Origin of the sequence: Erwinia sp. HR93 (genome assembly GCF_034555055.1) — a bacterium.
In the GTDB taxonomy this organism is placed as follows: Bacteria; Pseudomonadota; Gammaproteobacteria; order Enterobacterales; family Enterobacteriaceae; genus Apirhabdus; species Apirhabdus apintestini.
This window is the reverse complement of sequence record NZ_JAXUDP010000001.1, coordinates 2,934,469-2,957,117: the sequence shown is the minus strand read 5'-3', so window position 1 is coordinate 2,957,117 and position 22,649 is coordinate 2,934,469. Positions and strand designations below refer to the sequence as shown.

The 22,649-nt window shown below is 50.8% G+C and carries 22 protein-coding genes; 15 read left to right on the top strand and 7 right to left on the bottom strand.

Going from position 1 to position 22,649, the window contains the following annotated elements:
* Window positions 1-32: 32 nt before the first annotated feature.
* Window positions 33-380, top strand: coding sequence for a DUF488 domain-containing protein (locus SFA31_RS13850; protein ID WP_322838503.1), 348 nt, complete (start codon window positions 33-35; stop codon window positions 378-380).
* A 245-nt stretch (window positions 381-625) separates the two neighbouring features.
* On the opposite strand, the gene SFA31_RS13845 is transcribed toward SFA31_RS13850, so the two are convergent.
* Complete coding sequence (locus SFA31_RS13845; RefSeq protein WP_322838502.1) at window positions 626-949, bottom strand: hypothetical protein; 324 nt, start codon at window positions 947-949, stop codon at window positions 626-628.
* An 842-nt stretch (window positions 950-1,791) separates the two neighbouring features.
* Between SFA31_RS13845 and SFA31_RS13840 the strand changes: the two genes are divergently transcribed.
* Window positions 1,792-2,487 carry a DUF1120 domain-containing protein gene (locus SFA31_RS13840; protein ID WP_322838501.1) on the top strand — a complete coding sequence of 232 codons (696 nt, stop codon included), beginning with the start codon at window positions 1,792-1,794 and terminating at the stop codon, window positions 2,485-2,487.
* Between the two features lie 382 nt (window positions 2,488-2,869).
* On the opposite strand, the gene SFA31_RS13835 is transcribed toward SFA31_RS13840, so the two are convergent.
* The 4 genes from SFA31_RS13835 to icd all read right to left on the bottom strand — a co-directional run bounded on the left by SFA31_RS13835 (window position 2,870) and on the right by icd (window position 7,331).
* A complete protein-coding gene (locus SFA31_RS13835; RefSeq protein WP_322838500.1) occupies window positions 2,870-4,138 on the bottom strand; it encodes a Y-family DNA polymerase in 1,269 nt (422 codons plus the stop codon).
* Window positions 4,139-4,140: 2 nt separating this feature from the next.
* Complete coding sequence (gene umuD / locus SFA31_RS13830) at window positions 4,141-4,560, bottom strand: translesion error-prone DNA polymerase V autoproteolytic subunit (RefSeq protein ID WP_322838499.1); 420 nt, start codon at window positions 4,558-4,560, stop codon at window positions 4,141-4,143.
* Window positions 4,561-5,416: 856 nt separating this feature from the next.
* Window positions 5,417-5,563 (bottom strand): hypothetical protein, encoded by a 147-nt coding sequence (locus SFA31_RS13825; protein ID WP_322838498.1) that lies wholly within the window; start codon window positions 5,561-5,563, stop codon window positions 5,417-5,419.
* A gap of 517 nt (window positions 5,564-6,080) precedes the next feature.
* The gene (gene icd, locus SFA31_RS13820; protein ID WP_322838497.1) at window positions 6,081-7,331 is read right to left on the bottom strand and encodes an NADP-dependent isocitrate dehydrogenase; all 1,251 of its coding nucleotides are present in this window, start codon (window positions 7,329-7,331) and stop codon (window positions 6,081-6,083) included.
* A gap of 115 nt (window positions 7,332-7,446) precedes the next feature.
* Between icd and rluE the strand changes: the two genes are divergently transcribed.
* The 9 genes from rluE (at window position 7,447) to SFA31_RS13775 (ending at window position 16,208) form a co-directional block, all read left to right on the top strand.
* Window positions 7,447-8,112 carry a 23S rRNA pseudouridine(2457) synthase RluE gene (rluE, locus tag SFA31_RS13815; protein WP_322838496.1) on the top strand — a complete coding sequence of 222 codons (666 nt, stop codon included), beginning with the start codon at window positions 7,447-7,449 and terminating at the stop codon, window positions 8,110-8,112.
* Entirely contained in the window at window positions 8,109-8,450 is a 342-nt protein-coding gene (locus SFA31_RS13810) for a lysozyme inhibitor LprI family protein (RefSeq protein WP_322838495.1), read from the top strand. The genes rluE and SFA31_RS13810 overlap by 4 nt, the downstream gene beginning before the upstream one ends.
* Window positions 8,451-8,688: 238 nt before the next feature.
* Window positions 8,689-9,147, top strand: coding sequence for an NUDIX hydrolase (locus tag SFA31_RS13805; RefSeq protein WP_322838494.1), 459 nt, complete (start codon window positions 8,689-8,691; stop codon window positions 9,145-9,147).
* Window positions 9,148-9,204: 57 nt separating this feature from the next.
* Complete coding sequence (mnmA, locus tag SFA31_RS13800) at window positions 9,205-10,305, top strand: tRNA 2-thiouridine(34) synthase MnmA (RefSeq protein ID WP_322838493.1); 1,101 nt, start codon at window positions 9,205-9,207, stop codon at window positions 10,303-10,305.
* A 27-nt stretch (window positions 10,306-10,332) separates the two neighbouring features.
* The gene (hflD, locus tag SFA31_RS13795) at window positions 10,333-10,962 is read left to right on the top strand and encodes a high frequency lysogenization protein HflD (RefSeq protein WP_322838492.1); all 630 of its coding nucleotides are present in this window, start codon (window positions 10,333-10,335) and stop codon (window positions 10,960-10,962) included.
* A gap of 18 nt (window positions 10,963-10,980) precedes the next feature.
* Window positions 10,981-12,351, top strand: a complete 1,371-nt coding sequence (gene purB / locus SFA31_RS13790; RefSeq protein WP_322838491.1) for an adenylosuccinate lyase — start codon at window positions 10,981-10,983, stop codon at window positions 12,349-12,351.
* 315 nt (window positions 12,352-12,666) lie between these two features.
* Window positions 12,667-13,338 (top strand): two-component system response regulator PhoP, encoded by a 672-nt coding sequence (gene phoP / locus SFA31_RS13785; RefSeq protein WP_322838490.1) that lies wholly within the window; start codon window positions 12,667-12,669, stop codon window positions 13,336-13,338.
* Window positions 13,339-14,799 (top strand): two-component system sensor histidine kinase PhoQ, encoded by a 1,461-nt coding sequence (phoQ, locus tag SFA31_RS13780; protein ID WP_322838489.1) that lies wholly within the window; start codon window positions 13,339-13,341, stop codon window positions 14,797-14,799. It abuts the gene before it with no gap.
* Between the two features lie 287 nt (window positions 14,800-15,086).
* The gene (locus SFA31_RS13775) at window positions 15,087-16,208 is read left to right on the top strand and encodes a cupin domain-containing protein (RefSeq protein WP_322838488.1); all 1,122 of its coding nucleotides are present in this window, start codon (window positions 15,087-15,089) and stop codon (window positions 16,206-16,208) included.
* A 492-nt stretch (window positions 16,209-16,700) separates the two neighbouring features.
* Here the strand turns inward: SFA31_RS13775 and pepT are convergent, their stop codons facing one another.
* Window positions 16,701-17,933 (bottom strand): peptidase T, encoded by a 1,233-nt coding sequence (pepT, locus tag SFA31_RS13770; protein WP_322838487.1) that lies wholly within the window; start codon window positions 17,931-17,933, stop codon window positions 16,701-16,703.
* A 329-nt stretch (window positions 17,934-18,262) separates the two neighbouring features.
* On the opposite strand from pepT, the gene potA reads away from it, so the two are divergent.
* The 4 genes from potA to potD all read left to right on the top strand — a co-directional run bounded on the left by potA (window position 18,263) and on the right by potD (window position 22,177).
* A complete protein-coding gene (gene potA / locus SFA31_RS13765) occupies window positions 18,263-19,399 on the top strand; it encodes a spermidine/putrescine ABC transporter ATP-binding protein PotA (protein WP_322838486.1) in 1,137 nt (378 codons plus the stop codon).
* The gene (potB, locus tag SFA31_RS13760) at window positions 19,383-20,240 is read left to right on the top strand and encodes a spermidine/putrescine ABC transporter permease PotB (RefSeq protein ID WP_322838485.1); all 858 of its coding nucleotides are present in this window, start codon (window positions 19,383-19,385) and stop codon (window positions 20,238-20,240) included. The genes potA and potB overlap by 17 nt, the downstream gene beginning before the upstream one ends.
* Complete coding sequence (potC, locus tag SFA31_RS13755; RefSeq protein ID WP_322839374.1) at window positions 20,237-21,049, top strand: spermidine/putrescine ABC transporter permease PotC; 813 nt, start codon at window positions 20,237-20,239, stop codon at window positions 21,047-21,049. The genes potB and potC overlap by 4 nt, the downstream gene beginning before the upstream one ends.
* 78 nt (window positions 21,050-21,127) lie before the next feature.
* The gene (potD, locus tag SFA31_RS13750) at window positions 21,128-22,177 is read left to right on the top strand and encodes a spermidine/putrescine ABC transporter substrate-binding protein PotD (protein WP_322838484.1); all 1,050 of its coding nucleotides are present in this window, start codon (window positions 21,128-21,130) and stop codon (window positions 22,175-22,177) included.
* Between the two features lie 84 nt (window positions 22,178-22,261).
* On the opposite strand, the gene SFA31_RS13745 is transcribed toward potD, so the two are convergent.
* Entirely contained in the window at window positions 22,262-22,501 is a 240-nt protein-coding gene (locus SFA31_RS13745; protein WP_322838483.1) for a DUF2164 family protein, read from the bottom strand.
* Between the last annotated feature and the right edge of the window lie 148 nt (window positions 22,502-22,649).

The following is a 22,649-nucleotide window of genomic DNA, read 5'->3' as shown; positions in this document are numbered from 1 at the left end:
CAACCTTTCTATAACCTAAAGCAGGAGATTCCATGATTCAGTGTAAACGGGTATACGATCCCGCAAATAAAAACGACGGCTACCGTGTACTGATAGACCGGCTCTGGCCGCGCGGCATACGTAAAGAAGCGCTGGTTTTTGATGAATGGTGCAAAGCCGTTGCCCCCTCCGCTGAGTTGCGTAAGGCACTGCATAGCGAAACTATCGACTTTGCCGCTTTTCAGCATCAGTATCAGGAAGAATTGAAAAAGGCACCTCAGGAAGTCGCACGTCTGGCGCAAAAAGCGCAGGAAGGCACGCTGACTCTGCTGTACGCGGCGCGTGATACTACGCAAAATCACGCGCTGGTGCTGGCTGACTATTTACGCCAGGCGCTGTGATGTCACTCCCGGCCTGTGCAAACCAATAAGGCCTCCCCGCCGATAAGAGCAATAATGCCCGCTTTTTTACAACGACACCGCTTTTGCCGCTACATTTTGGCTTTCAGCCCGCGTCAGGACAATGTTCTAAACTTAAGCACCTGATTCTAAAATTACGCTTTACGGATAATCTCCAGTCGCAGGGCGTGCATATTAATGCCGCAGGCGCGGCAACTTAGTGGCACGCAGCCCACAAACGGGCGCGTTTAGCGGATATCGTGATGGTTTGCTCTCTCCAGATACCTGCACGGGGATGGAAATGAAGACTGGATTGGTAATAAATGCGCCGCGCGTACAAACGCAAACCCGGGCTTACCGTCAAACGCCACGATATTCTCCCCGGTTACCAGCCACAGCGCGCTGGAGCTTGTGCCCGACAGCGCGGTAAGCATTCCGTTAACAGGATTTATAAAGCGCTGCCCCGGCCGAAACAATCCAAACAAATTGACGCTTTTGCCAATATTAATACGCCCACCGGGGGTTCGCGCGCCGATGATTAACGCCTGGCTTCCGGGTATGAGTTGAGGCATATAGCTTCCACGGTGATAATCCATTTGATTTACTGCCTACTTTAACAGCGCACGTGAATTAAGAGTAATCTTAATTATATGTGTCACCCGGTTTTCACCTGCCCCTCGCGCCCGCGTCTCCGATGGTACATAAGCCGGCCATTCTTTTGAGCGATAAATGATAGAGATAACCGGTAGCAATACCGTTAATCAGCGCTTACCGTGCACAAAATTAACCAGTAAAGCACCAAATCCCCTGTGTTTGACTTTCTAATTTTTAAGTGGTTACGATTGCAAGCTATTTTATTGGACAGGCTAACAGCATATTTTGCATTTAAAGTAAGCCAGGCTCCCTACGATTACCATAAATTCCAGCAATGTTCAGATATCCTTTTACCGCGATACTCAGAGTAAAGCACCGACAATACGTTTATCCGCATCAATTGCCTGTATACATTCTGCCTGCGTAAAGAACAGTAAAAATAGCGATTATTTATTAATGCGAAGCTTTTCGCCATTATTGTAAAAATTATGCCGCTCACTGAACTGTAAAACATCAGCACTTCTTCTATATTTCATTATTTCCATTGTTTTATTTCCAGCCTCTTCGTCATCAGTTAATGCAACAAGCTATCATTAACCTTAACGGATAATAACTTTAATACTGCCGCAAGAAATGGGAAAAGCATACAAAAAGTGGATTATGGTAAATGACTTATCTTAAAACATAAGAGTGTCTATTTTAGAAGTTTATTTCATCCAGTAATATTTTCATCCCGTTACGAGACGTGGCAGATTATTCATAGCGAGTTAGTTCATAGAGTTATTAATGGAATACCCACAGTAATCACAGGAATTTGTAGATGAAAAAGAACGGAACCATCCTTATCGCTGCCTCACTGGCTGTTATTATCAATAGTGCCTTCGCCGCGGACAGCATCGATTTGAAAGTTATCGGCACTATTGAACCCAGCGCCTGTATCCCCACGCTCACCGGTGGCGCAATCATCGATTACGGCACCATCAAAAATAGCGCAATCGCCAAAGATGACTACACTGCACTACCGGTAAAAACCCTAACATTCTCGATTAATTGCCAGGCGCCGACTAAGGTAGCGCTGAAATCTACCGATTTGCAAAAAGAAAGCGCGGTGATCCCCGTTGGTCAGACCGGCCTTGACGGAAAAACCTATACTGACGCGTCATATTATATTGCCGGGCTTGGGGCCGATAATGGGAAAAACGTAGGCGGCTATGGAATGATTATGGTCGGCAGCGACATTACTATTGATGGAACTATTACTCCCGGCATTATATTTTCCGGAGATAATGGTGCTATGTGGGGTGGTGGTACATCGCAATTAGGGGCATGGATGAGTGCCGGCAGCTATAATTATATTTACAGTTTTTCCAATGATGGTGAAAAAACACCGCTAGCGCTGACCACACTAACTGGAACGTTAAAAACTCAGGCCTATATAAATAAAGGCTCAGAGCTTGATTTAACGCAGGCCGTTCATTTGAACGGACAAACCACGATTGATCTCTATTATTTGTAGTTTTTTTCCTACGCATTCCTGTAGGGCCGAGGGCATCATATGCCCTCCTTTTTAACATTCATGAGAATATCCAACACGCTTAATATTCTGGTCAGGCAATCGAATAATATCAGATAAGATGCCTTTGATTTTACTAAGAGGTACTTTCATTAGATACTTTGCATAAGCATTTATCTTAATATTATTTCGATGTCATTTCCGAACACACATCAGGTACTGGATTAAAAAGCTAATTTCACTTTTAAACGAATTATTATCCTGGGCTCTCTATCACCAGAGTCGTCTCATTACGCATTGAGCCGCCTGCGTGCTATAGATTTAGCAAAATGAGCGACGTATTCTAAGGTTCCAGCTTACTTATTATTCAGGATAGCCGCTTCTTTTAGCGCGCGATGGGTAAATCAGACAGCCGCGTCGTATAGCGCGGAGATAGCATTTCCCGCTTCATTCCCCAGGCTGGCTGCAGCCCCTGCCCGGCAAAATACAATGACCCTCGCCCATTTTTCTCGTTAATCTGATCCAGCACCGCCATTAACCGGGCGCTATTTTCTCGCGGCGCCGCTTCATCAAAAAGATTAAGCTGTGCTACGCCCTGGCTAAAAAAGTCGCCCAGCATAACGCCCGCCTTCATATAACGATAACCGTCACGCCAGATGTTTTCGAGGCAGCGTATCGCCGCATTGATAATATCTCTGCTGTCCTGAGTCGGCGTCATCAGCGTTATCGATGCGCTATTGCCATAATAAGGGGCATTGAGCGTGAAGGGGCTGGTTTTCACAAAGACGGAAATATAGCGACAAAACTGATGCTCACCGCGTAATTTTTCGGCCGCGCGAGCGGCATAACTACACACTGCCTGACGCATATCCTCGTAATGTATGATACGTTCGCCGAAGCTTCTGCTACAGACAATCTCCTGTTTTACCGGCGCAAACTCTTCAATTTCCAGACACGACTCGCCGCGCAGCTCCCGGACGGTTCTTTCCAGCACGACATTAAAATGCCGCCGGATTAGCCGGGTATCGGCCTCGGCCAGCTGTAGCGCGGTTTTAATTCCCAGCGCGTCGAGCCTTCTCGCAATTTTACGCCCAACGCCCCATACTTCCTCAATGGGCGTCAGGGACATCAGTTTGCGCTGATGCACGACATTCGATAAATCCACCACTCCGCCCGTTTTCTGTTGCCACTTTTTAGCGGCATGATTTGCAAGCTTTGCCAGCGTTTTGGTTTGCGCTATTCCTACGCCAATAGTGAGATGAGTACGCTGTCGCACGCTGGCGCGAATTTCGCGGCCAAACTCGCGCAAATTTCGGCAGTGGTTTATGCCAGACAGATCGCAAAAAGCTTCGTCGATACTGTAGATTTCACAGTGCGGCATCAGTTCCTCCAGCGTGCCCATCACCCGGCTACTCATATCCGCATACAGTTCATAATTCGAACTAAAGCAGGCAATGCCATATTTTCGGAAAGTCTCTTTTTGCTTAAAAAAGGGCGCCCCCATCTGCACGCCAAGGGCTTTCGCCTCCGCGCTAAGCGCAATAACGCAGCCATCGTTATTAGAGAGCACCGCAACGGGTTTACCCTGTAAATCAGGGCGGAATACCGTCTCACAGCTGGCGTAAAAGCTATTCACATCACACAGTGCGAACATTATCAGCCCAGCGATTTCACAACGTAAGTAACCACGCCGAATACGGTCAGGTCATTCTCATTCATCAGCGGGATAGGCTTATAGTGCGGATTCATTGGTATAAGCTGAATCTCGGGATGGAGCTGCAATTTTTTAACCGTAAACCCGCCGTCGAGCGCTGCGACAATAATGTCCCCCTGTTTTGCGGTACGAGCGCTATCGACAATAAGCAGATCCCCATCACCGATACCTGCATCAATCATTGAATCACCGGCCGCCCGCACCAGATAGGTAGCGAAGGGATGGCTTATCATTAACTCATTGAGGTCGATTCTCTTCTCGACATAATCCTGCGCAGGGCTGGGAAAACCGCAGCAGACAAGATCGCTATAAAGCGGTAAAGGATTCTCTTTTTGTAAGCCAATAGATGTAAGAAACTGCATAATAGCCACCCATAAATACTGTGTATATTTACAGTATTTATGGTTCCTGCATTTCTATCAATAGCCTATTTACGCATGTTGCCTAACCGCCTGCCACAGCTGAAAATTTAGTTTCTGGCGTTAGAGCGTACGTTGAGAAATATCATGAACGGAAGAAGTAACGCAAAGATGGCGGAATATGCAAAAGCCGCAGCGGCAGAAGTATGCACCGGACCGCTAAGCGCCTAATAGTGCCAAAAAAGAAAGCCTTCTGGCATAGGGAAGACACCCTATGCCGGTAATTTGCTTTTGCTGCTTAGCCTGAGGTAGATACCTTTGTGCTAGTTCAGCCTCAACCTCGGAGTAAAAATAATCATCAACTGATATAGAATGCTTTAATATCAAACCGAATGAAATTACTGCACTACTATTTTATCCCCGATTCTTTAACTAATCTCTATTCACGATAGCTAAGCGCTATAATCTGACAAGATTTAATTTGCGCGTATTTTTTTGAGAAATACTGATAATAATATAATTGCCCGCTGTATCTTATGACATACTACAACAGCACCTAGTTTATTAATTAATAAATATTTAAAAAATTACAAGTAAGTTTAATACAGTTACACATCATTATTTTATTGCATATTAATCATAAAATAAAAGCACTAATACTTGGTTGATTCAAGGAAGACCGAACACACATAAACCATTACATCCCCAAAATATATCAATGCCTTATTATCACCTAATAAAATTACTAAGCAAAAAATTATCTCTCTATTAAAACAGATATAAAATATTTATCTACAGATAAATAGGCCACATCGGAGTGGCCTTTTTTATTCTATTTAATAATTCAGTATATCGTTAATTAACCCCTGCCAGTCTTTTTACCTAAATAACCTTGCACCCAGAATCCGCCACCGCCCTTAGGCTTTCCATATATGATACCCCAGCCGCCAGCTACAGATTCCATTTCTTTTTTTGTCAATACTCTCATTGCGGTTTTCTTGTTCATTACTAATACTCCTTCTTCATAGATTCTCTATTAATAGGTCATATTTCCATGCCACCTATAAGGAATATTAATATATTCTTAACTGGTGTGTTTTTTGCGGCCTTTATCTCAATTTTTACCGATACTGATATAATAGCAAAAACATCCATAAGATATAATCAGAAAATAATTATATATATGACATAGAAAAATAAATTGTTTTAATAAATACAAGTAAGGAAGAATAATAAATATACTAGTAATGTAGTACCAATAAAAACCATTCTGAATGATATCATTTATTACATTATTAATGATTTTTCACTAACCTGCAATTTTACTATTATTCTTTCTCCAAAAAAAAGTGTATATACGGTTGGTCAATAATGTTTTTTAATTAAAGGCAAAGCAAATATAAGAGCCGCAGCTTTAATTGGATTTTTATATGCAGCTTTAGATAAATTTTTGCAAAAAGAATTAGAGAAAAAAGCCAACATAAACTTCACATCTATGTTGGCTATATATTACAAAGGTGGTGTTACATATTCGCGATAATCGCGTCGCCGAACTCTGAGCATTTCAGCAGTTTAGCGCCTTCCATCTGCCGCTCAAAATCATAGGTCACGGTTTTATTTGCGATTGCGCCTTCCATGCCTTTAACAATCAGGTCGGCGGCTTCGAACCATTCCATGTGGCGCAACATCATCTCTGCGGAGAGAATAATAGAACCGGGGTTCACTTTATCCTGGCCTGCGTACTTGGGGGCCGTCCCGTGCGTTGCTTCAAATAGCGCGCACTCGTCGCCAATATTGGCGCCAGGCGCGATGCCAATGCCGCCTACCTGCGCTGCCAGCGCATCGGAGATGTAGTCGCCGTTCAGGTTCATACAGGCAATCACGTCATATTCCGCCGGGCGCAGCAAGATCTGCTGTAAAAACGCATCCGCAATGACATCTTTAATAACGATTTGTTTACCGGTATTGGGGTTTTTCACACTCACCCAAGGTCCGCCGTCTATTAGCTCGCCGCCGAACTCTTCGCGCGCCAACTGATAGCCCCAGTCTTTGAAGGCACCTTCGGTAAACTTCATGATATTGCCTTTATGCACCAGCGTAACTGAGTCGCGATCGTTGGTGATTGCGTACTCAATTGCCGCGCGCACCAGGCGCTTCGTGCCTTCCTCCGAGCAGGGTTTCACGCCGATGCCGCAATGTTCCGGGAAGCGAATTTTCTTCACGCCCATTTCATTACGCAGGAAAGCGATAACTTTATCCGCTTCCGGGGAGTCGGCTTTCCATTCAATACCCGCGTAGATATCCTCTGAGTTTTCACGGAAAATCACCATATCCGTAAGCTCAGGATGTTTTACCGGGCTTGGCGTGCCCTGATAATAACGTACCGGGCGCAGGCAAATATAAAGATCCAGCTCCTGGCGCAGGGCCACATTTAGCGAGCGGATCCCGCCGCCAACCGGCGTAGTCAGCGGTCCTTTAATCGCCACGTGATATTTGCGAATAAGATCCAGCGTTTCCGGCGGCAGCCAGACATCCTGACCGTAAACCCGCGTGGATTTCTCGCCGGTGAAAATCTCCATCCAGACAATTTTCCGCTCGCCGTTATACGCTTTTTCCACGGCGGCGTTCACTACATTGAGCATAGCTGGCGTAACATCTACGCCAATGCCATCGCCCTCAATGTAAGGAATTATGGGGTTGTTCGGCACATTCAGCTTGCCGTCTTGTAGGGTAATTTTCTGACCTTCCGCCGGAACAACTACTTTGCTTTCCATTCACTTCTCCTTCGAGCGCTTCTGGTTATTACCATTTTTGTTAAATATTTGTAATTAGCGTGTCAATACTACCCGAATCTATGGGTCCATGAAAGACCGCTGTGATTCCGCTATAATGCGAAAATCACTGATACCTGAAAACACTATGCGCCCAACTTCCACGTTAAATTCTAAAATTAAGCGTTTCAGCACCAAAAAATCAGCGCCCAGGCGAAAACCGACCGGCCCCAGACAAATTGTGCTGTTTAATAAACCTTACGACGTGCTGCCTCAGTTTACCGATGAGGCCGGGCGGCAAACGCTGAAGGCATTTATCCCACTTCCTGATATCTACGCCGCCGGTCGGCTCGACCGCGACAGTGAAGGTTTGCTGGTACTAACCAATGACGGCGCGCTCCAGGCCGCGCTTACGCAGCCGGGCAAACGCACGGGGAAAGTCTATTTCGTTCAGGTGGAAGGTATCCCCGACGCGCAGGCCATCGCGGCGCTGCAGCGCGGCATAACGCTTAATGACGGCCCTACGCTTCCTGCCGGGGTTGAACTTACTGAAGAGCCGGCCTGGCTCTGGCCGCGCACGCCGCCGGTGCGCGAGCGTAAAACGGTGCCTACTGCCTGGTTAAAAATTACCCTTTACGAAGGGCGAAATCGACAAGTCAGACGCATGACCGCTCACGTGGGTTATCCTACGCTGCGTCTTATTCGTTACTCGCTTGGCCCCTTTACGCTCGCTGATTTACAAAGCGGCGCGTGGCGCCATGCCTTACCGGAGGAGTTACTATGAAATACGGTACCATCCTGCTGCTCGTCGCCACTGCATTTAGCGTCAGCGCCGCGCAGGCGGCCAGTTTTAGCTGTGAAAAACCGCAGCATGCGGATGAAAAAACCATTTGCGCCCATCGGGATCTCAACGATAAAGATGTCGAAATGGCTACGCAATATCGCTTTCTAAAGGGTCTGTTTGCCATGGGCGGACGCGGCGCGTTTCAGGATCAGCAGCAGGCCTGGCTAAAACAGCGGCGCGCCTGCGCTACCGATACCCGCTGTCTGAACCAGCGCTATGATGAACGGTTAAAGCAAATGGCCGATGTTTATGGCCGCATCAACCGGCCACTGTTTTAAAGGCTTGTTAATCGTATGCAGTGATGACACCGGGGCGCCCGGCGTTTATCCACTGATATTGCTGACACTACCCGCCGCGCAGAATTTAACGCCAGCGCCTTACTCTGCTACGTGGGCCTATCAGGCGATGCGGCAACCGCTACATAAGCTTGCCTGAATGCGCCCTCCTGCGCGACTGTGATTTCGCGCTCGTCATCGGTAAGTGCGTTTGTCGGGCTGGCCTTAAGGACATTAGCCAATGTTTAAACCTCATGTCACCGTCGCCTGCGTAGTGCAGGCCGAAGGACAGTTTTTAGTCGTCGAAGAAACTATTAACGGCAAGGCGCTGTGGAACCAGCCGGCCGGCCATCTTGAAGCCAATGAAACGCTTTACCAGGCCGCCCGGCGCGAACTGTGGGAAGAAACCGGTATCGAGGCCGACCCGCAAAGTTTCCTGCGCATGCATCAATGGATAGCGCCTGACGGTACGCCCTTTTTGCGCTTCCTGTTCGCCATCGATTTACCGAACAAAGTGGCAACAACGCCGCACGATGAGGATATTGACCGCTGCCTGTGGCTACCGGCCCAGGATATCTTAACCGCGTCTCACTTACGCTCACCGCTGGTAGCAGAAAGCCTGCGCTGCTATCACCAGGCGCAGCGGTGGCCGCTTTCAATACTTGACGCATTTAACTGGCCTTTCGCGGGGGATGCCTGAGGCGGCAACGCGTGCTAGAATACGCCGCCTTTGACGTTCAATACGCGAGCCTTTTCCATGTCTGCCAGTACTAAAAAAGCGATCGTCGGCATGTCCGGCGGCGTCGACTCTTCGGTTTCCGCCTGGCTGCTGTTACAGCAGGGATATCAGGTGGAAGGTCTGTTCATGAAAAACTGGGAAGAGGACGACGGTGAAGAGTACTGCACCGCCGCCGCCGATCTGGCGGACGCCCAGGCCGTCTGCGATAAGCTGGGTATCCCGCTGCACACCGTCAACTTCGCAGCGGAATACTGGGATAACGTCTTCGAACATTTTCTGGCTGAATATAAAGCCGGCCGCACGCCGAACCCGGATATTCTGTGCAATAAAGAAATTAAATTTAAAGCGTTTCTTGAGTTTGCCGCAGAAGACCTTGGGGCAGACTATATTGCGACGGGTCACTATGTACGCCGACAGGATATCGCAGGTAAAAGCCGCCTGCTGCGCGGAATAGATGCCAATAAAGACCAAAGCTACTTTTTATATACCCTGAGCCACGAGCAATTAGCCCAGAGCCTGTTTCCGGTAGGCGAACTGGAAAAGCCCGAGGTGCGCCGCATTGCGGAAGAGCTAGGGCTGGCCACGGCGAAGAAAAAAGACTCTACCGGTATTTGTTTTATCGGCGAGCGCAAATTCCGCGAGTTTCTCGGGCGCTACCTTCCGGCGCAGCCTGGCCCGATTATCACCGTTGACGGTGAGACGTTAGGCGAGCATCAGGGTCTGATGTACCACACGCTTGGCCAGCGTAAAGGGCTGGGTATCGGCGGCACCAAAGAAGGCAGCGAAGACCCCTGGTATGTGGTAGATAAAGATATGGCGCATAATGCGCTGATTGTCGCACAGGGTCACGACCATCCTCGCCTGATGTCCCGCGGGCTAATTGCACAGCAGTTACACTGGGTGAGCCGTGAACCGCTTACCGCTCCGCTGCGCTGTACGGTAAAAACCCGATATCGTCAGGAAGATATTTCCTGCCTGTTAACGCCCGCAGGCGACGATCGCATCGAGGTACAGTTCGATGTTCCGGTCGCGGCGGTAACGCCCGGCCAGTCTGCGGTGTTCTACCTCGACGAGATCTGTCTTGGCGGTGGCGTCATTGAAGAGCGCATCCCGCTATAATGCCCTTATCATCTGGAAGGAATTGCCGTGACCAAAAACTATTATGACATTACGCTGGCGCTGGCGGGCGTGTGTCAATCCGCGCGTCTGGTCCAGCAATTGGCGCATCAGGGGCACTGTGACGCCGACGCACTGCACACTTCTTTAAATAGCGTTATAGACCAGCATCCCGGCTCTACGCTGGGCGTGTTCGGCGACAGCGAGCGCAATCTGAAAACCGGACTTGAAATGCTGCCGGGCATTCTTAACGCCAGCCATCGCCAGGGGTTAAACGATGAGCTCACCCGCTATGTTCTAAGCCTGACCGTACTGGAGCGAAAACTGTCAGCCAACCAGAGCGCGCTGAATACGCTTGGTGAACGCATTGCCGGGCTGCAGCGTCAGCTCGAACACTTCGAGCTGGAATCAGAAACGCTGGTAAGCGCAATGGCGGGCATTTATGTGGATGTGATTAGCACGCTCGGCCCCCGTATCCAGGTTACCGGTTCCCCTGCCGTGCTGCAAAGTCCACAAGTGCAGGCGCGCGTTCGCGCAGCGCTCCTTGCGGGTATTCGTGCCGCCGTTCTCTGGCGCCAGGTGGGCGGCAGCCGCCTGCAGCTGATGTTTTCCCGTCAACGCCTGATAGCTCAGGCCAAACAAATTCTGAACCATTGCTAATTTCTCAGGAGCAACCCGATGGAATTATCTTCACTGACCGCCGTCTCCCCTATTGACGGGCGCTATGGCGATAAAGTCAGCCCGCTGCGCGCCATATTTAGCGAATTCGGCCTACTGAAATTCCGAGTCCAGGTTGAAGTTCGCTGGCTGCAAAAACTGGCCGCTGAAAGCGCTATTGCGGAAGTCCCCGCTTTGGATGGCAGCGCAAACGATTTCCTTGAGACGCTGGTGAGTGAGTTTTCAGAACAGGATGCCGCGCGAATAAAAGTCATTGAGCGCACCACTAACCATGACGTAAAAGCCGTCGAATACTTTCTCAAAGAAAAAGTCGCCGCCGTTCCTTCTCTGCACGCCGTGTCAGAATTTATCCATTTTGCCTGCACGTCGGAAGACATTAATAATCTTTCTCATGCGCTGATGCTGGACACCGCACGCCGCGAAATAGTGCTGCCTGAATGGCAGCGGATTATCGCCGCCGTGAAGGCGCTGGCGCACGATTACCGGGATATTCCGCTGCTTTCACGCACGCACGGCCAGCCGGCTACGCCCTCTACCGTCGGGAAAGAGATGGCAAACGTCGCCTGGCGCCTTGAGCGCCAGCGTCGTCAGTTAGAGCAGGTAGAGATCATGGGCAAAATTAACGGCGCGGTGGGTAATTATAACGCCCATATAGCGGCTTACCCGGAGGTAGACTGGCATCAATTTAGCGAACGGTTTGTCACTTCGCTGGGAGTGGTCTGGAACCCCTATACCACGCAAATTGAGCCGCATGATTATATCGCCGAGCTTTTTGACTGCATCGCGCGTTTCAACACCATCCTTATCGATTTCGACAGGGATATCTGGGGCTATATCGCCCTGAATCACTTTAAACAAAAGACCATCGCAGGCGAAATTGGCTCTTCGACGATGCCGCATAAAGTCAATCCCATTGATTTTGAGAACTCGGAAGGCAACCTTGGGCTGGCAAATGCGGTATTACAGCACCTGGCCTGCAAATTACCGGTATCCCGCTGGCAGCGCGATCTGACGGACTCAACGGTCCTGCGTAATCTGGGCGTTGGGCTGGGCTACGCGCACATTGCCTACCAGTCGACGCTGAAAGGCATTAGTAAGCTTGAAGTTAACCGCGAGCGTTTACTGGCGGAGCTGGACAACAACTGGGAAGTACTCGCCGAACCAATTCAAACCGTAATGCGCCGCTACGGCATTGAAAAGCCGTATGAAAAACTGAAGGAACTCACGCGCGGTAAACGCGTCAGCGCCGCAGACATTCAGCGCTTTATTGATGAGCTGGCGCTGCCGGAGGAAGAAAAAGTGCGGCTGAAGGCCATGACGCCCGCCAATTATTTAGGGCGTGCTGTTCAGATGGTGGATGATTTACCGTAAGCCAATCCTTGGCCGTCCACCTGAGGCGGCCCGTTTATTACCGCTTAAAAAACGCCCGGTGGCACCGCTATCAGCGGCGAGCAGGGCTGATTATCATTCACTCATCAAAAGCGCCGAAGGCATCCCCCTCCACCCAATTACTGTGTTAGTAAAATGGGCGGCAACGAATTCTTATCAGATCTGTGTTATGGATAGGCATGCGGAATATGCGCCGCTCGCTGCAATACTGAAATGTACGTTTAGCTACTGTTTATCGCGATAGAATGCAAAATCGCGATAAACTAAGGGATATTCACGTTTTCAAAAGAGGTTTTCATGCGGGTTCTGGTCGTTGAAGATAATGCGCTGCTGCGCCATCATTTGCAGGTTCAACTGCGGGAACTGGGCCACCAGGTCGATGCGGCAGAAGATGCGAAAGAGGCCGACTATTTTCTGCAGGAACATATGCCTGATATCGCTATCGTCGATTTAGGGTTACCCGATGAAGACGGAATGTCACTAATACGCCGCTGGCGCGGCCACGAAGTGTCAGTGCCGGTACTGGTCTTAACCGCCCGGGAAGGCTGGCAGGATAAAGTCGAGGTACTCGGCGCCGGGGCCGACGATTATGTAACTAAGCCCTTCCACCTGGAAGAAGTAGTTGCTCGTATGCAGGCTCTGCTACGGCGCAACAGCGGCCTGGCCTCACAGCTTATCACTATCCCCCCTTTCCAGGTGGATCTATCCCGCCGGGAGCTGACTATCGGCGAACAGCTAATTAAACTCACCGCCTTTGAATACACCATTATCGAAACGCTCATTCGCAACGCCGGGAAAGTCGTCAGTAAAGATTCACTGATGCTACAGCTTTATCCGGACGCCGAACTGCGCGAAAGCCACACTATCGATGTTTTAATGGGGCGCCTGCGTAAGAAAATTCAGGCCGAATATGCCGATGACGTGATTACCACGGTGCGCGGTCAGGGTTATCGCTTTGATTTGCGCTAAATGAGACGCCTGGCAAAATTTCAGCCGCTTTCGCTGCGCGTCCGTTTTTTACTGGCGACTGCGGCGGTGGTTTTAGTGTTGTCGCTCGCCTATGGACTGGTCGCCCTGGTCGGTTATAGCGTGAGCTTTGATAAAACCACTTTTCGGCTACTGCGCGGCGAAAGTAATCTCTTCTATACGCTGGCTAAGTGGGAAAATGGGCATATCAATGTGGAAATACCGGAAAATCTTGATCGCCAAAGCCCTACTCTGACGCTTATTTACGACGATCGCGGCCAACTACTCTGGCAGCAGCGCAGCGTTCCGGGCGTGATAAAAGCTATCCGGCGCGAGTGGCTCAATAATAACGGGTTTCATGAGCTGGAAGCGCGCTACACCATCAGCAGCGAACTACTGGGTGGTAACCGCTCCCTCCAGCGACAGCTTAAAGAATTTCGCGAAGATGAGGGCGACGATGAAATGACGCACTCGGTGGCCGTGAATCGCTATCCGGCCACCGCATCCATGCCAGCGCTAACTATCGCCGTGGTTGATATCATTCCTATTGAGCTGAAACGCTCTTACATGGTCTGGAACTGGTTTATTTATGTGCTGGTCGCCAATTTGTTGCTGGTGGTTCCTCTACTCTGGGTAGCGGCCTGGTGGAGCCTGCACCCTATTGAGGCGCTGGCACGCGAAGTCCACGAACTGGAAACGCACGATCGCGACACGCTGAACCCCACCACAACCCGTGAATTAGTAAGCCTAGTCAGCAATCTGAACCGTCTACTGCGCACCGAGCGTGAGCGCTATGATAAATACCGCACTACCCTGACAGATTTGACGCACAGCTTAAAAACTCCGCTGGCGGTATTACAAAGCACACTGCGCTCTCTGCGCACCGGCAAACTGGACGTCGAACACGCTGAGCCACAGATGCTGGAACAGATAAGCCGTATCTCACAACAAATCGGCTACTACCTGCATCGCGCCAGTATTCGCACCGATAATGCAATGTTAAGCCGCGAGTTACATCCAGTCGCTCCGCTTCTCGATAGCCTGACTTCCGCACTTAACAAAGTCTATCAGCGCAAAGGCGTGGTTATCTCGCTGGATATTTCGCCAGAAATTGCGTTTATCGGCGAAAAAAACGATCTAATGGAGGTTATCGGTAATGTGCTGGATAACGCCTGTAAATACTGCCTTGAGTTTGTCGAAGTTTCCGCTAACCAACAGGACGACACCCTACATCTGATAGTAGAGGATGACGGCCCGGGAATACCCGAAAGCCAGAGAATGCGCGTATTCGATCGCGGCCAGCGTGCCGATACGCTGCGCCCCGGTCAGGGGATCGGATTATCCGTTGCCCGGGACATCGTAGCCCAATATAACGGGCGCATTCTAACCGCAGATAGCCCGCTGGGCGGCGCGCGGATGGAGATTATTTTCGCCCGTCAGACGCTGAGCAACGATGAGAATTAGCGCTCAAAGCGTTGCGCCAAACGCCTCACAAGCCGTCTGACTTCGTTTTCGGAGCGGTAAATCAAAAAATAGTAGGCCTGACCCTACTCCTGTGCCGACGCGCCGCGGGAGTAGTTTTCAGTTAGCGATAAAATCATTTAATCCCATCTAACTTTACCGCGCCGTTTTATCAGGACGAACGCCCGTTCCGGCGCTAGAATAAAGGAATTCTCCGCCTGGTATACCGACGCCAATCCCGGTCGCAATATCGGCTTCTTTCTCGCTTTACCGCCATGATGGAAAATGACATGGAATATCACTTAGAACTGAATTGGCCCGAATTTATTCAACGCTACTGGCAAAAACGCCCGGTAGTATTAAAACGCGGTTTCCCCAATTTTGTCGACCCGCTCTCTCCGGATGAGCTGGCGGGGCTGGCGATGGAAAGCGAGGTGGATAGCCGCCTGGTCAGCCACCTCGATGGCGCCTGGCAGGTAAGTCACGGGCCGTTTAAAAGTTACGATCATCTTGGCGAAAGCAACTGGTCCATTCTGGTACAGGCCGTCAATCACTGGCATGAACCTACCGCTGCGCTGATGCGTCCGTTCCGTATGCTGCCGGACTGGCGCGTGGACGATTTGATGATTTCGTTTTCGGTCCCCGGCGGCGGCGTAGGGCCTCATATCGATCAATATGACGTTTTTATCATTCAGGGGATCGGCCGCCGTCGCTGGCGGGTAGGGGAAAAAGCGCCGATGAAACAACACTGCCCGCACCCCGATTTACTGCAGGTCGCGCCCTTTAGCGCTATTATCGATGAAGAGCTGGAGTCCGGCGATATTCTGTATATTCCCCCCGGTTTCCCGCACGAAGGCTATTCGCTGGAAAATTCGATGAACTATTCCGTGGGCTTTCGGGCGCCGAGCGGCCGTGAACTTATCAGCGGCTTTGCTGACTACGTTTTACAGCAGGAACTGGGCGGCCAGCGCTATAGCGATCCCGATATTCCAGCCCGGGAGCATCCGGCGGATATTCTGCCACAGGAGCTGGAAAAAGCGCGCGCAATGATGCTGGCGCTAATAGACGATCCGCAGCAGTTTCGCGCATGGTTCGGCGAATTTATCAGCCAGACGCGCCACGAACTGGATATCGCACCGCCGGAACCGCCCTATCAGCCCGATGAAATTTATGACGCGCTGCGCCAGGGCGACACGCTGAACCGCCTGGGCGGGCTGCGGGTGCTGCGTATTGATGAGACGATATATATTAATGGCGAAAAGTTAGACAGCCCGCACCGTTTGGCGCTGTTTGCGCTGGCGGAGCACCTGCAGCTTGATGCGCAAAAGCTGGGCGATGCGCTGGAAGATCCCTCATTTCTCGCCATGTTAACCGAGCTCATCAATAGCGGTTACTGGTATTTTGCTGGTTGATGACGCTGGCGCGCCCGGCCGTTAAATGCATGCCCGGGCGCCTTTCCCTACACCGCCTGCTAACCCCTGGCACCCTCCTGCCTGAAAATCCACGCAGGCGGCCTCTACGGGCCGCGTTCTGGTTAGCACCCCTTGCTCAGCCTGGATTTAACAGGCTTATCTGACAGGCACGTATTTTTAAGTTAGCGGTATCCGAAGCCACCTGGTAAAAACCAGGCGCTGAGTTGCGCCTCCAGGGCGCATAAACGCGGACGCGCAACAATCTTAAACAGAAGAACAGCGGCAGCATTTACGGTCATCCGGCCACCGATGCATCTTAAAAGGCATTTTACATTAAAGAGGTTTTTTCACCGCGCCAGGGTAAACGGCGCAGGCCAGCGAGTGGAGTAACGGTGCACCGGTTATACGGCCGGGCACGAGTTGATAAAAGGGGTAATATGCGACCGGCTACGCCAACACCTGCGCCGCACTCCCCGCCGTGCTGCCCTGGCGCTAACGCCGGCCCTGGGCCGCCGTCAGTTCGGCAATACGCATAATGACGGCTACCGCTTTTTCCATGCCGTCCAGCGTCACGAACTCGTGCTTGCCGTGATAGTTATAGCCACCGGTAAACAGATTTGGGCACGGCAACCCCCGGAAAGAGAGCTGCGCGCCGTCGGTGCCGCCGCGAATGGGCTTAAGTTGAGGCTCAATGCCGCAGTCACGCATCGCCTGCTGCGCAATCTCCAGCACATAAGGATGCTCAGTTACTTTATCGCGCATATTGTAATAGTTATCTTCAATCACCAGCTCAATATAGCAATCCCGATGTAATCCTTTACCGACGCGTTTCGCCACATCCATCATGTGTTTTTTACGCGCTTCAAATAGCGTGCGGTCAAAATCACGAATAATGTAGTGCATTTCCGCTTTTTCGACGCTGCCCTTCATACTGGCAAGGTGATAAAACCCCATATGCCCGTCTGTGCGCTCCGGGGTTTCATCCACCGGGATCTCTGCATGGATACGGGTTGCCAGAGAAAGCGCGTTCACCATTACGCCCTTCGCCGTGCCAGGATGCACATTATTCCCAACAATTTTGATGGTGACGGATGCTGCGTTAAAGTTTTCATACTCCAGCTCACCGACCCCGCCGCCGTCTACCGTGTAGGCCCAGCGGGCATCGAAACCGGCTACGTCGAAATGATGTACGCCTTTGCCCACTTCCTCATCCGGAGTAAACGCCACCCGAATATCACCGTGGGGAATATCATTTTCTTTTAATAGCGCCAGTGCGGTCATAATTTCGGCAATTCCGGCTTTATCATCGGCACCAAGCAGCGTTTTGCCGTCAGTGGTGATAAGCGTATGGCCCAAAAGCTGGTGCAGCACAGGAAACATCACTGGCGACAGCACTTCATCGCCAATACCCAGCGCAATATCGCCGCCGCGATAGTTTTCCACTATCTGCGGGTTAACGTGCTTTCCGCTAAAATCCGGCGCGGTATCTACGTGGGCAATAAAGCCTATCGGCGGCACGGACATCGCTATATTCGCAGGCAGCGTCGCCGTCAAAATGCCGTGCTCGCTCAGCGTTATCTGCTCCAGACCCAATTCATTAAGCTGTGCTTTTAAGAGTTCTAACAGTTTCCACTGTCCCTCAGTACTCGGCACATGCCTGACATTCGGCCTGGACTGCGTATCCAGTGCGACATATTGTAAGAAGCGATCGAGTAATTTATCCATCCATCCGTCCTCAGTGTGAGCGCTCCATTATCAGTAACCTCTGCGTAACAAATATTGCGTCAAGTCACTTTTAAGTTTGCAACAGCGAAATTATTTCCTTCATTCATTACTGCGCGCTGTTTACAATTAAAGCGACCGTTAAAGTATCAGGCTCCATACAGCTTAGCCGCTCGCGCTGTGAATGCGCGGTGGGCATTGGCGATTAGTGCAGATTGCCGTAGAATGCCGCTCTTCAGGCCGTATGAAACAACAGGTTAACGTATGGCCTTTCGGACCCTGAGGGGGGTAAGCCACACACCCTGCGCCGGGAAGTCACCCGACGCGTCGATATGGGACAAAGTAAAAAATTGACAATTAAGACAGGTTCACATTTACCGCTGGTGCATCTATCAGAAATCGGTAAAAGTTTTGATAACAAAACGGTGATTTCCGACCTTTCCCTGACCATTAATCACGGCGAATTTTTAACGCTTCTCGGGCCTTCCGGCTGTGGGAAAACCACGGTTTTGCGGCTGATTGCAGGCCTTGAAAGCGCCGACAGCGGAACGATTACGCTGGATAATCAAGATATCACCCACGTTCCCGCCGAGCATCGCCATGTTAATACCGTCTTTCAAAGCTATGCCCTGTTTCCGCATATGACGGTTTTCGACAATGTGGCGTTCGGGCTACGCATGCAGAAAACGCCGGCGGCGGAAATTACGCCGCGCGTCGAAGAAGCATTAAAAATGGTGCAACTCGGCGAATATGCGGAGCGTAAACCTCACCAGCTTTCCGGCGGTCAGCAGCAGCGCGTTGCTATCGCTCGCGCCGTGGTGAATAAGCCGCGTCTGTTACTGCTGGACGAATCGCTCTCCGCCCTGGACTACAAATTGCGTAAACAGATGCAAAACGAGCTGAAGGCGCTGCAGCGTAAGCTCGGTATCACCTTTGTTTTCGTCACGCACGATCAGGAAGAAGCGCTAACGATGTCCGATCGCATCGTAGTTATGCGCAACGGGCGTATTGAACAGGACGGCACGCCGCGCGAAATTTACGAAGAGCCTAAAAATTTGTTCGTCGCCAGTTTCATCGGTGAAATCAATATTTTTGAGGCGACGGTTATCGAACGGCTGGATGCGCAGCGGGTACGCGCCCGCGTAGAGGGCCGGGAATGCAACATTAACGTTGGCTTTGCGGTTACGCCGGGGCAGCGTCTGAAGGTTCTTCTGCGCCCCGAGGACCTGCGCGTTGAAGAGATAAACCACAGCGCGGAAGCCGACGGGCTTATCGGCTATGTGCGCGAGCGTAATTATAAAGGCATGACGCTGGAATCCAGCGTCGAACTGGAAAACGGAAAACTGGTGATGGTCAGCGAATTCTTTAACGAAGACGATCCTGACTTCGACCACTCGCTGGATCAAAAAATGTCCGTGACCTGGGTTGAGAGCTGGGAGGTCGTCCTCACTGATGAACAGCTCGCATAAATTCCAGAATGTGGTTATCGCCGCCGTGGTTGGCTGGCTGGTAGTGTTCGTTTTTTTACCGAATCTGATGATAATCGGCACCAGTTTCCTGACGCGGGATGATGCGAATTTTGTAAAACTGGTCTTCACGCTGGATAACTATTCGCGCCTGTTGGATCCGCTGTATGCGGAAGTGCTAATGCATTCGCTGAATCTGGCGCTAATGGCGACCTTCGCCTGCCTGCTGCTCGGCTATCCTTTCGCCTGGTTTCTGGCGCATCTGCCCCAGAAAGTGCGTCCATTGATGCTCTTTTTACTGATAGTTCCTTTCTGGACCAACTCGCTGATCCGTATTTATGGGCTAAAGATTTTTCTTAGCACCCGCGGCTACATGAATACGTTTCTGATGTGGCTTGGGGTGATTGATACGCCGGTACGCATTATGTACACGCCGTCGGCGGTGATTATCGGCCTGGTCTATATTCTGCTGCCGTTTATGGTTTTACCGCTCTACTCCAGCATTGAAAAGCTTGATAAACCGCTGCTGGAGGCCGCGCGCGACCTCGGTGCCAGCAAGCTACAAACTTTTTTACGCATTATTATTCCACTCACTATGCCGGGTATCATCGCCGGCTGCCTGCTGGTAATGCTGCCAGCGATGGGGCTATTTTTTGTCTCCGACCTCATGGGTGGGGCCAAAAACCTGCTTATCGGCAACGTTATCAAAAGCCAGTTCCTGAATATCCGCGACTGGCCGTTCGGCGCTGCTACCAGTATTACCTTAACGCTGGTGATGGGCCTGATGCTGCTGGTGTACTGGCGCGCTTCGCGCTTACTGAATAAGAAGGTGGAGCTGGAATAATGGGACGTTTGCTGCGCGGCGGCTTTATGTGCGCCATTTATGCATTTTTATATATCCCCATCGTTATTCTTATTGTGAACTCCTTTAACGCGTCGCGTTTCGGGATTAACTGGCAGGGATTCAGTACGCAGTGGTATCGGCTGCTGATGAACAATGACAGCCTGCTGCAGGCGGCACAGCACTCGCTGACCATGGCGGTCGTCTCTGCCACATTCTCTACGCTGATTGGGGCGCTAACCGCCGTAGCCCTGTACCGCTATCGCTTTCGCGGTAAGGCGTTTGTGAGCGGCATGCTCTTTGTGGTGATGATGTCGCCGGATATCGTAATGGCTATCTCACTGTTAGTGCTGTTTATGGTATGGGGCATTCAGCTGGGGTTCTGGTCGCTGCTGTTTTCGCATATTACGTTTTGCCTGCCTTTTGTGGTGGTGTCCGTGTATTCACGCCTGAAAGGCTTTGATGTGCGAATGCTTGAAGCCGCCAAAGACCTGGGGGCCAGCGAACTCACTATCCTCGGCAAAATTATCTTGCCGCTGGCGATGCCTGCGGTTGCCGCCGGATGGCTGCTAAGTTTTACGCTTTCGATGGACGACGTTGTGGTGTCATCGTTTGTCACCGGGCCGGGCTATGAGATCCTGCCGCTCAAAATATACTCCATGGTGAAGGTAGGCGTATCGCCGGAAGTCAACGCGCTGGCGACCATTTTAATGGCGCTGTCACTGGCACTGGTGATTATCAGCCAGCTAATTGCCCGAGATAAAACCAAAAGTCAGGCGCGCAGGGCCGCGTCTCAGGCTAACGCACGGTAAACTCAATCGCGCCCTCTTCGCAGGGCAAGGCATCATCACACAATCTGGCCCATGGCCAGACGGCAACGAGGAAGTCGCATGAAAACATGGTCACGTCGCTTACTGGCGGCCAGCGCTTTGGTTTTTGGGATGGCCGCGGCGCATGCCGACGACGGCAAAACGCTGTATTTCTATAACTGGACCGAATACGTACCGCCGGGGCTTCTTGAGCAGTTCACCAAAGAGACGGGAATCAAAGTCATTTATTCGACCTATGAGTCGAATGAAACTATGTACGCCAAGCTGAAAACCTATAAAGAAGGCGCCTACGATTTAGTAGTGCCCTCTACGTATTACGTGGCCAAAATGCGTAATGAAGGCATGCTACAGAAAATTGATAAAAGCAAACTCAGCAATTTCCATAATCTGGATCCCGCGATGCTGAATAAACCCTTCGATCCGAGTAATGACTATTCTATTCCCTATATCTGGGGCGCTACCGCTATTGGCGTGAATGAAGATGCCCTCGACCCGGCAAGCGTTACCCGCTGGGCCGACCTTTGGAAACCGGAATATAAAAATAGTCTGCTCCTTACCGACGACGCGCGGGAAGTCTTCCAGATGGCGCTATTAAAACTGGGTTATTCCGGTAATACCACCGATCCGAAACAAATCGAAGCGGCCTATCACGAACTGCAAAAACTGATGCCCAACGTGGCGGCGTTCAACTCCGATAACCCTGCGAACCCTTATATGGAAGGCGAAGTCAATCTTGGGATGGTGTGGAACGGCTCGGCCTGGGTGGCACGCACTCAGGCCGGTACACCGCTTGAAATTGTATGGCCGCAGGAAGGCGGTATTTTCTGGATGGACAGCCTGGCTATTCCCGCTAATGCTAAAAACGTCGATGGCGCGTTAAAGCTCATTAATTTCCTGTTACGCCCGGAAGTGGCGAAACAGGTGGCGGAAACCATCGGTTATCCGACGCCGAATCTCGCAGCGCGTAAGCTGCTGGCGCCTGAAGTCGCTAATGATAAATCGCTCTACCCGGACGCTACAATTATTGAAAAAGGTGAATGGCAGAATGATGTCGGCGCGGCCAGCGCGCTGTATGAATCTTACTACCAGAAGTTGAAAGCCGGGCGGTAAACCGTCCGTATTTGTCTTAATGCCACCGGTAACGCGCCGGTGGCATTGACCCTCACCGCCGCAGTTTTCAAAAGAGATTTAGCGCTACATCATCCGCTTAGCGTCCAGCTCCATTTCCAGCCGCTCGCTGATGTCTCTGAGCGCTCGCTGCGCGTCTTCCAGCGCCTGGTTATAAATGGCCGGCATCACTTTTTCTGCCAGCGAATCAAGGAAGGACTCCGCCTCAAACTGCCCCATCGGCAAATCGTGCGTATCCTGCATATAGTCGATAATAAAGGCGACTATCGCGTTATAGTCGGCCCGGTCAGGTTTAAACGCGCTCACAGCGTTATCCTTATAATGAATATTGTTACATCCGGCATATTTGCTAAGGCCGGTTTGGCGCTAAACCGCGCGCTAAAAACACGATATGCATTGAATAGGTGAGGATATCGGACACTGCCCGACATCCCATCGCGAATAAAAGAGATAA

Bases quoted from the DNA above. Each gene is read 5' to 3' on its own strand.
- SFA31_RS13850 (WP_322838503.1), top strand. From the start codon at position 33: ATGATTCAGTGTAAACGGGTATACGATCCCGCAAATAAAAACGACGGC.
- SFA31_RS13845 (WP_322838502.1), bottom strand. From the start codon at position 949: ATGCCTCAACTCATACCCGGAAGCCAGGCGTTAATCATCGGCGCGCGA.
- SFA31_RS13840 (WP_322838501.1), top strand. From the start codon at position 1,792: ATGAAAAAGAACGGAACCATCCTTATCGCTGCCTCACTGGCTGTTATT.
- SFA31_RS13835 (WP_322838500.1), bottom strand. From the start codon at position 4,138: ATGTTCGCACTGTGTGATGTGAATAGCTTTTACGCCAGCTGTGAGACG.
- umuD (WP_322838499.1), bottom strand. From the start codon at position 4,560: ATGCAGTTTCTTACATCTATTGGCTTACAAAAAGAGAATCCTTTACCG.
- SFA31_RS13825 (WP_322838498.1), bottom strand. From the start codon at position 5,563: ATGAACAAGAAAACCGCAATGAGAGTATTGACAAAAAAAGAAATGGAA.
- icd (WP_322838497.1), bottom strand. From the start codon at position 7,331: ATGGAAAGCAAAGTAGTTGTTCCGGCGGAAGGTCAGAAAATTACCCTA.
- rluE (WP_322838496.1), top strand. From the start codon at position 7,447: ATGCGAAAATCACTGATACCTGAAAACACTATGCGCCCAACTTCCACG.
- SFA31_RS13810 (WP_322838495.1), top strand. From the start codon at position 8,109: ATGAAATACGGTACCATCCTGCTGCTCGTCGCCACTGCATTTAGCGTC.
- SFA31_RS13805 (WP_322838494.1), top strand. From the start codon at position 8,689: ATGTTTAAACCTCATGTCACCGTCGCCTGCGTAGTGCAGGCCGAAGGA.
- mnmA (WP_322838493.1), top strand. From the start codon at position 9,205: ATGTCTGCCAGTACTAAAAAAGCGATCGTCGGCATGTCCGGCGGCGTC.
- purB (WP_322838491.1), top strand. From the start codon at position 10,981: ATGGAATTATCTTCACTGACCGCCGTCTCCCCTATTGACGGGCGCTAT.
- phoP (WP_322838490.1), top strand. From the start codon at position 12,667: ATGCGGGTTCTGGTCGTTGAAGATAATGCGCTGCTGCGCCATCATTTG.
- phoQ (WP_322838489.1), top strand. From the start codon at position 13,339: ATGAGACGCCTGGCAAAATTTCAGCCGCTTTCGCTGCGCGTCCGTTTT.
- SFA31_RS13775 (WP_322838488.1), top strand. From the start codon at position 15,087: ATGGAATATCACTTAGAACTGAATTGGCCCGAATTTATTCAACGCTAC.
- pepT (WP_322838487.1), bottom strand. From the start codon at position 17,933: ATGGATAAATTACTCGATCGCTTCTTACAATATGTCGCACTGGATACG.
- potA (WP_322838486.1), top strand. From the start codon at position 18,263: ATGGGACAAAGTAAAAAATTGACAATTAAGACAGGTTCACATTTACCG.
- potB (WP_322838485.1), top strand. From the start codon at position 19,383: ATGAACAGCTCGCATAAATTCCAGAATGTGGTTATCGCCGCCGTGGTT.
- potD (WP_322838484.1), top strand. From the start codon at position 21,128: ATGAAAACATGGTCACGTCGCTTACTGGCGGCCAGCGCTTTGGTTTTT.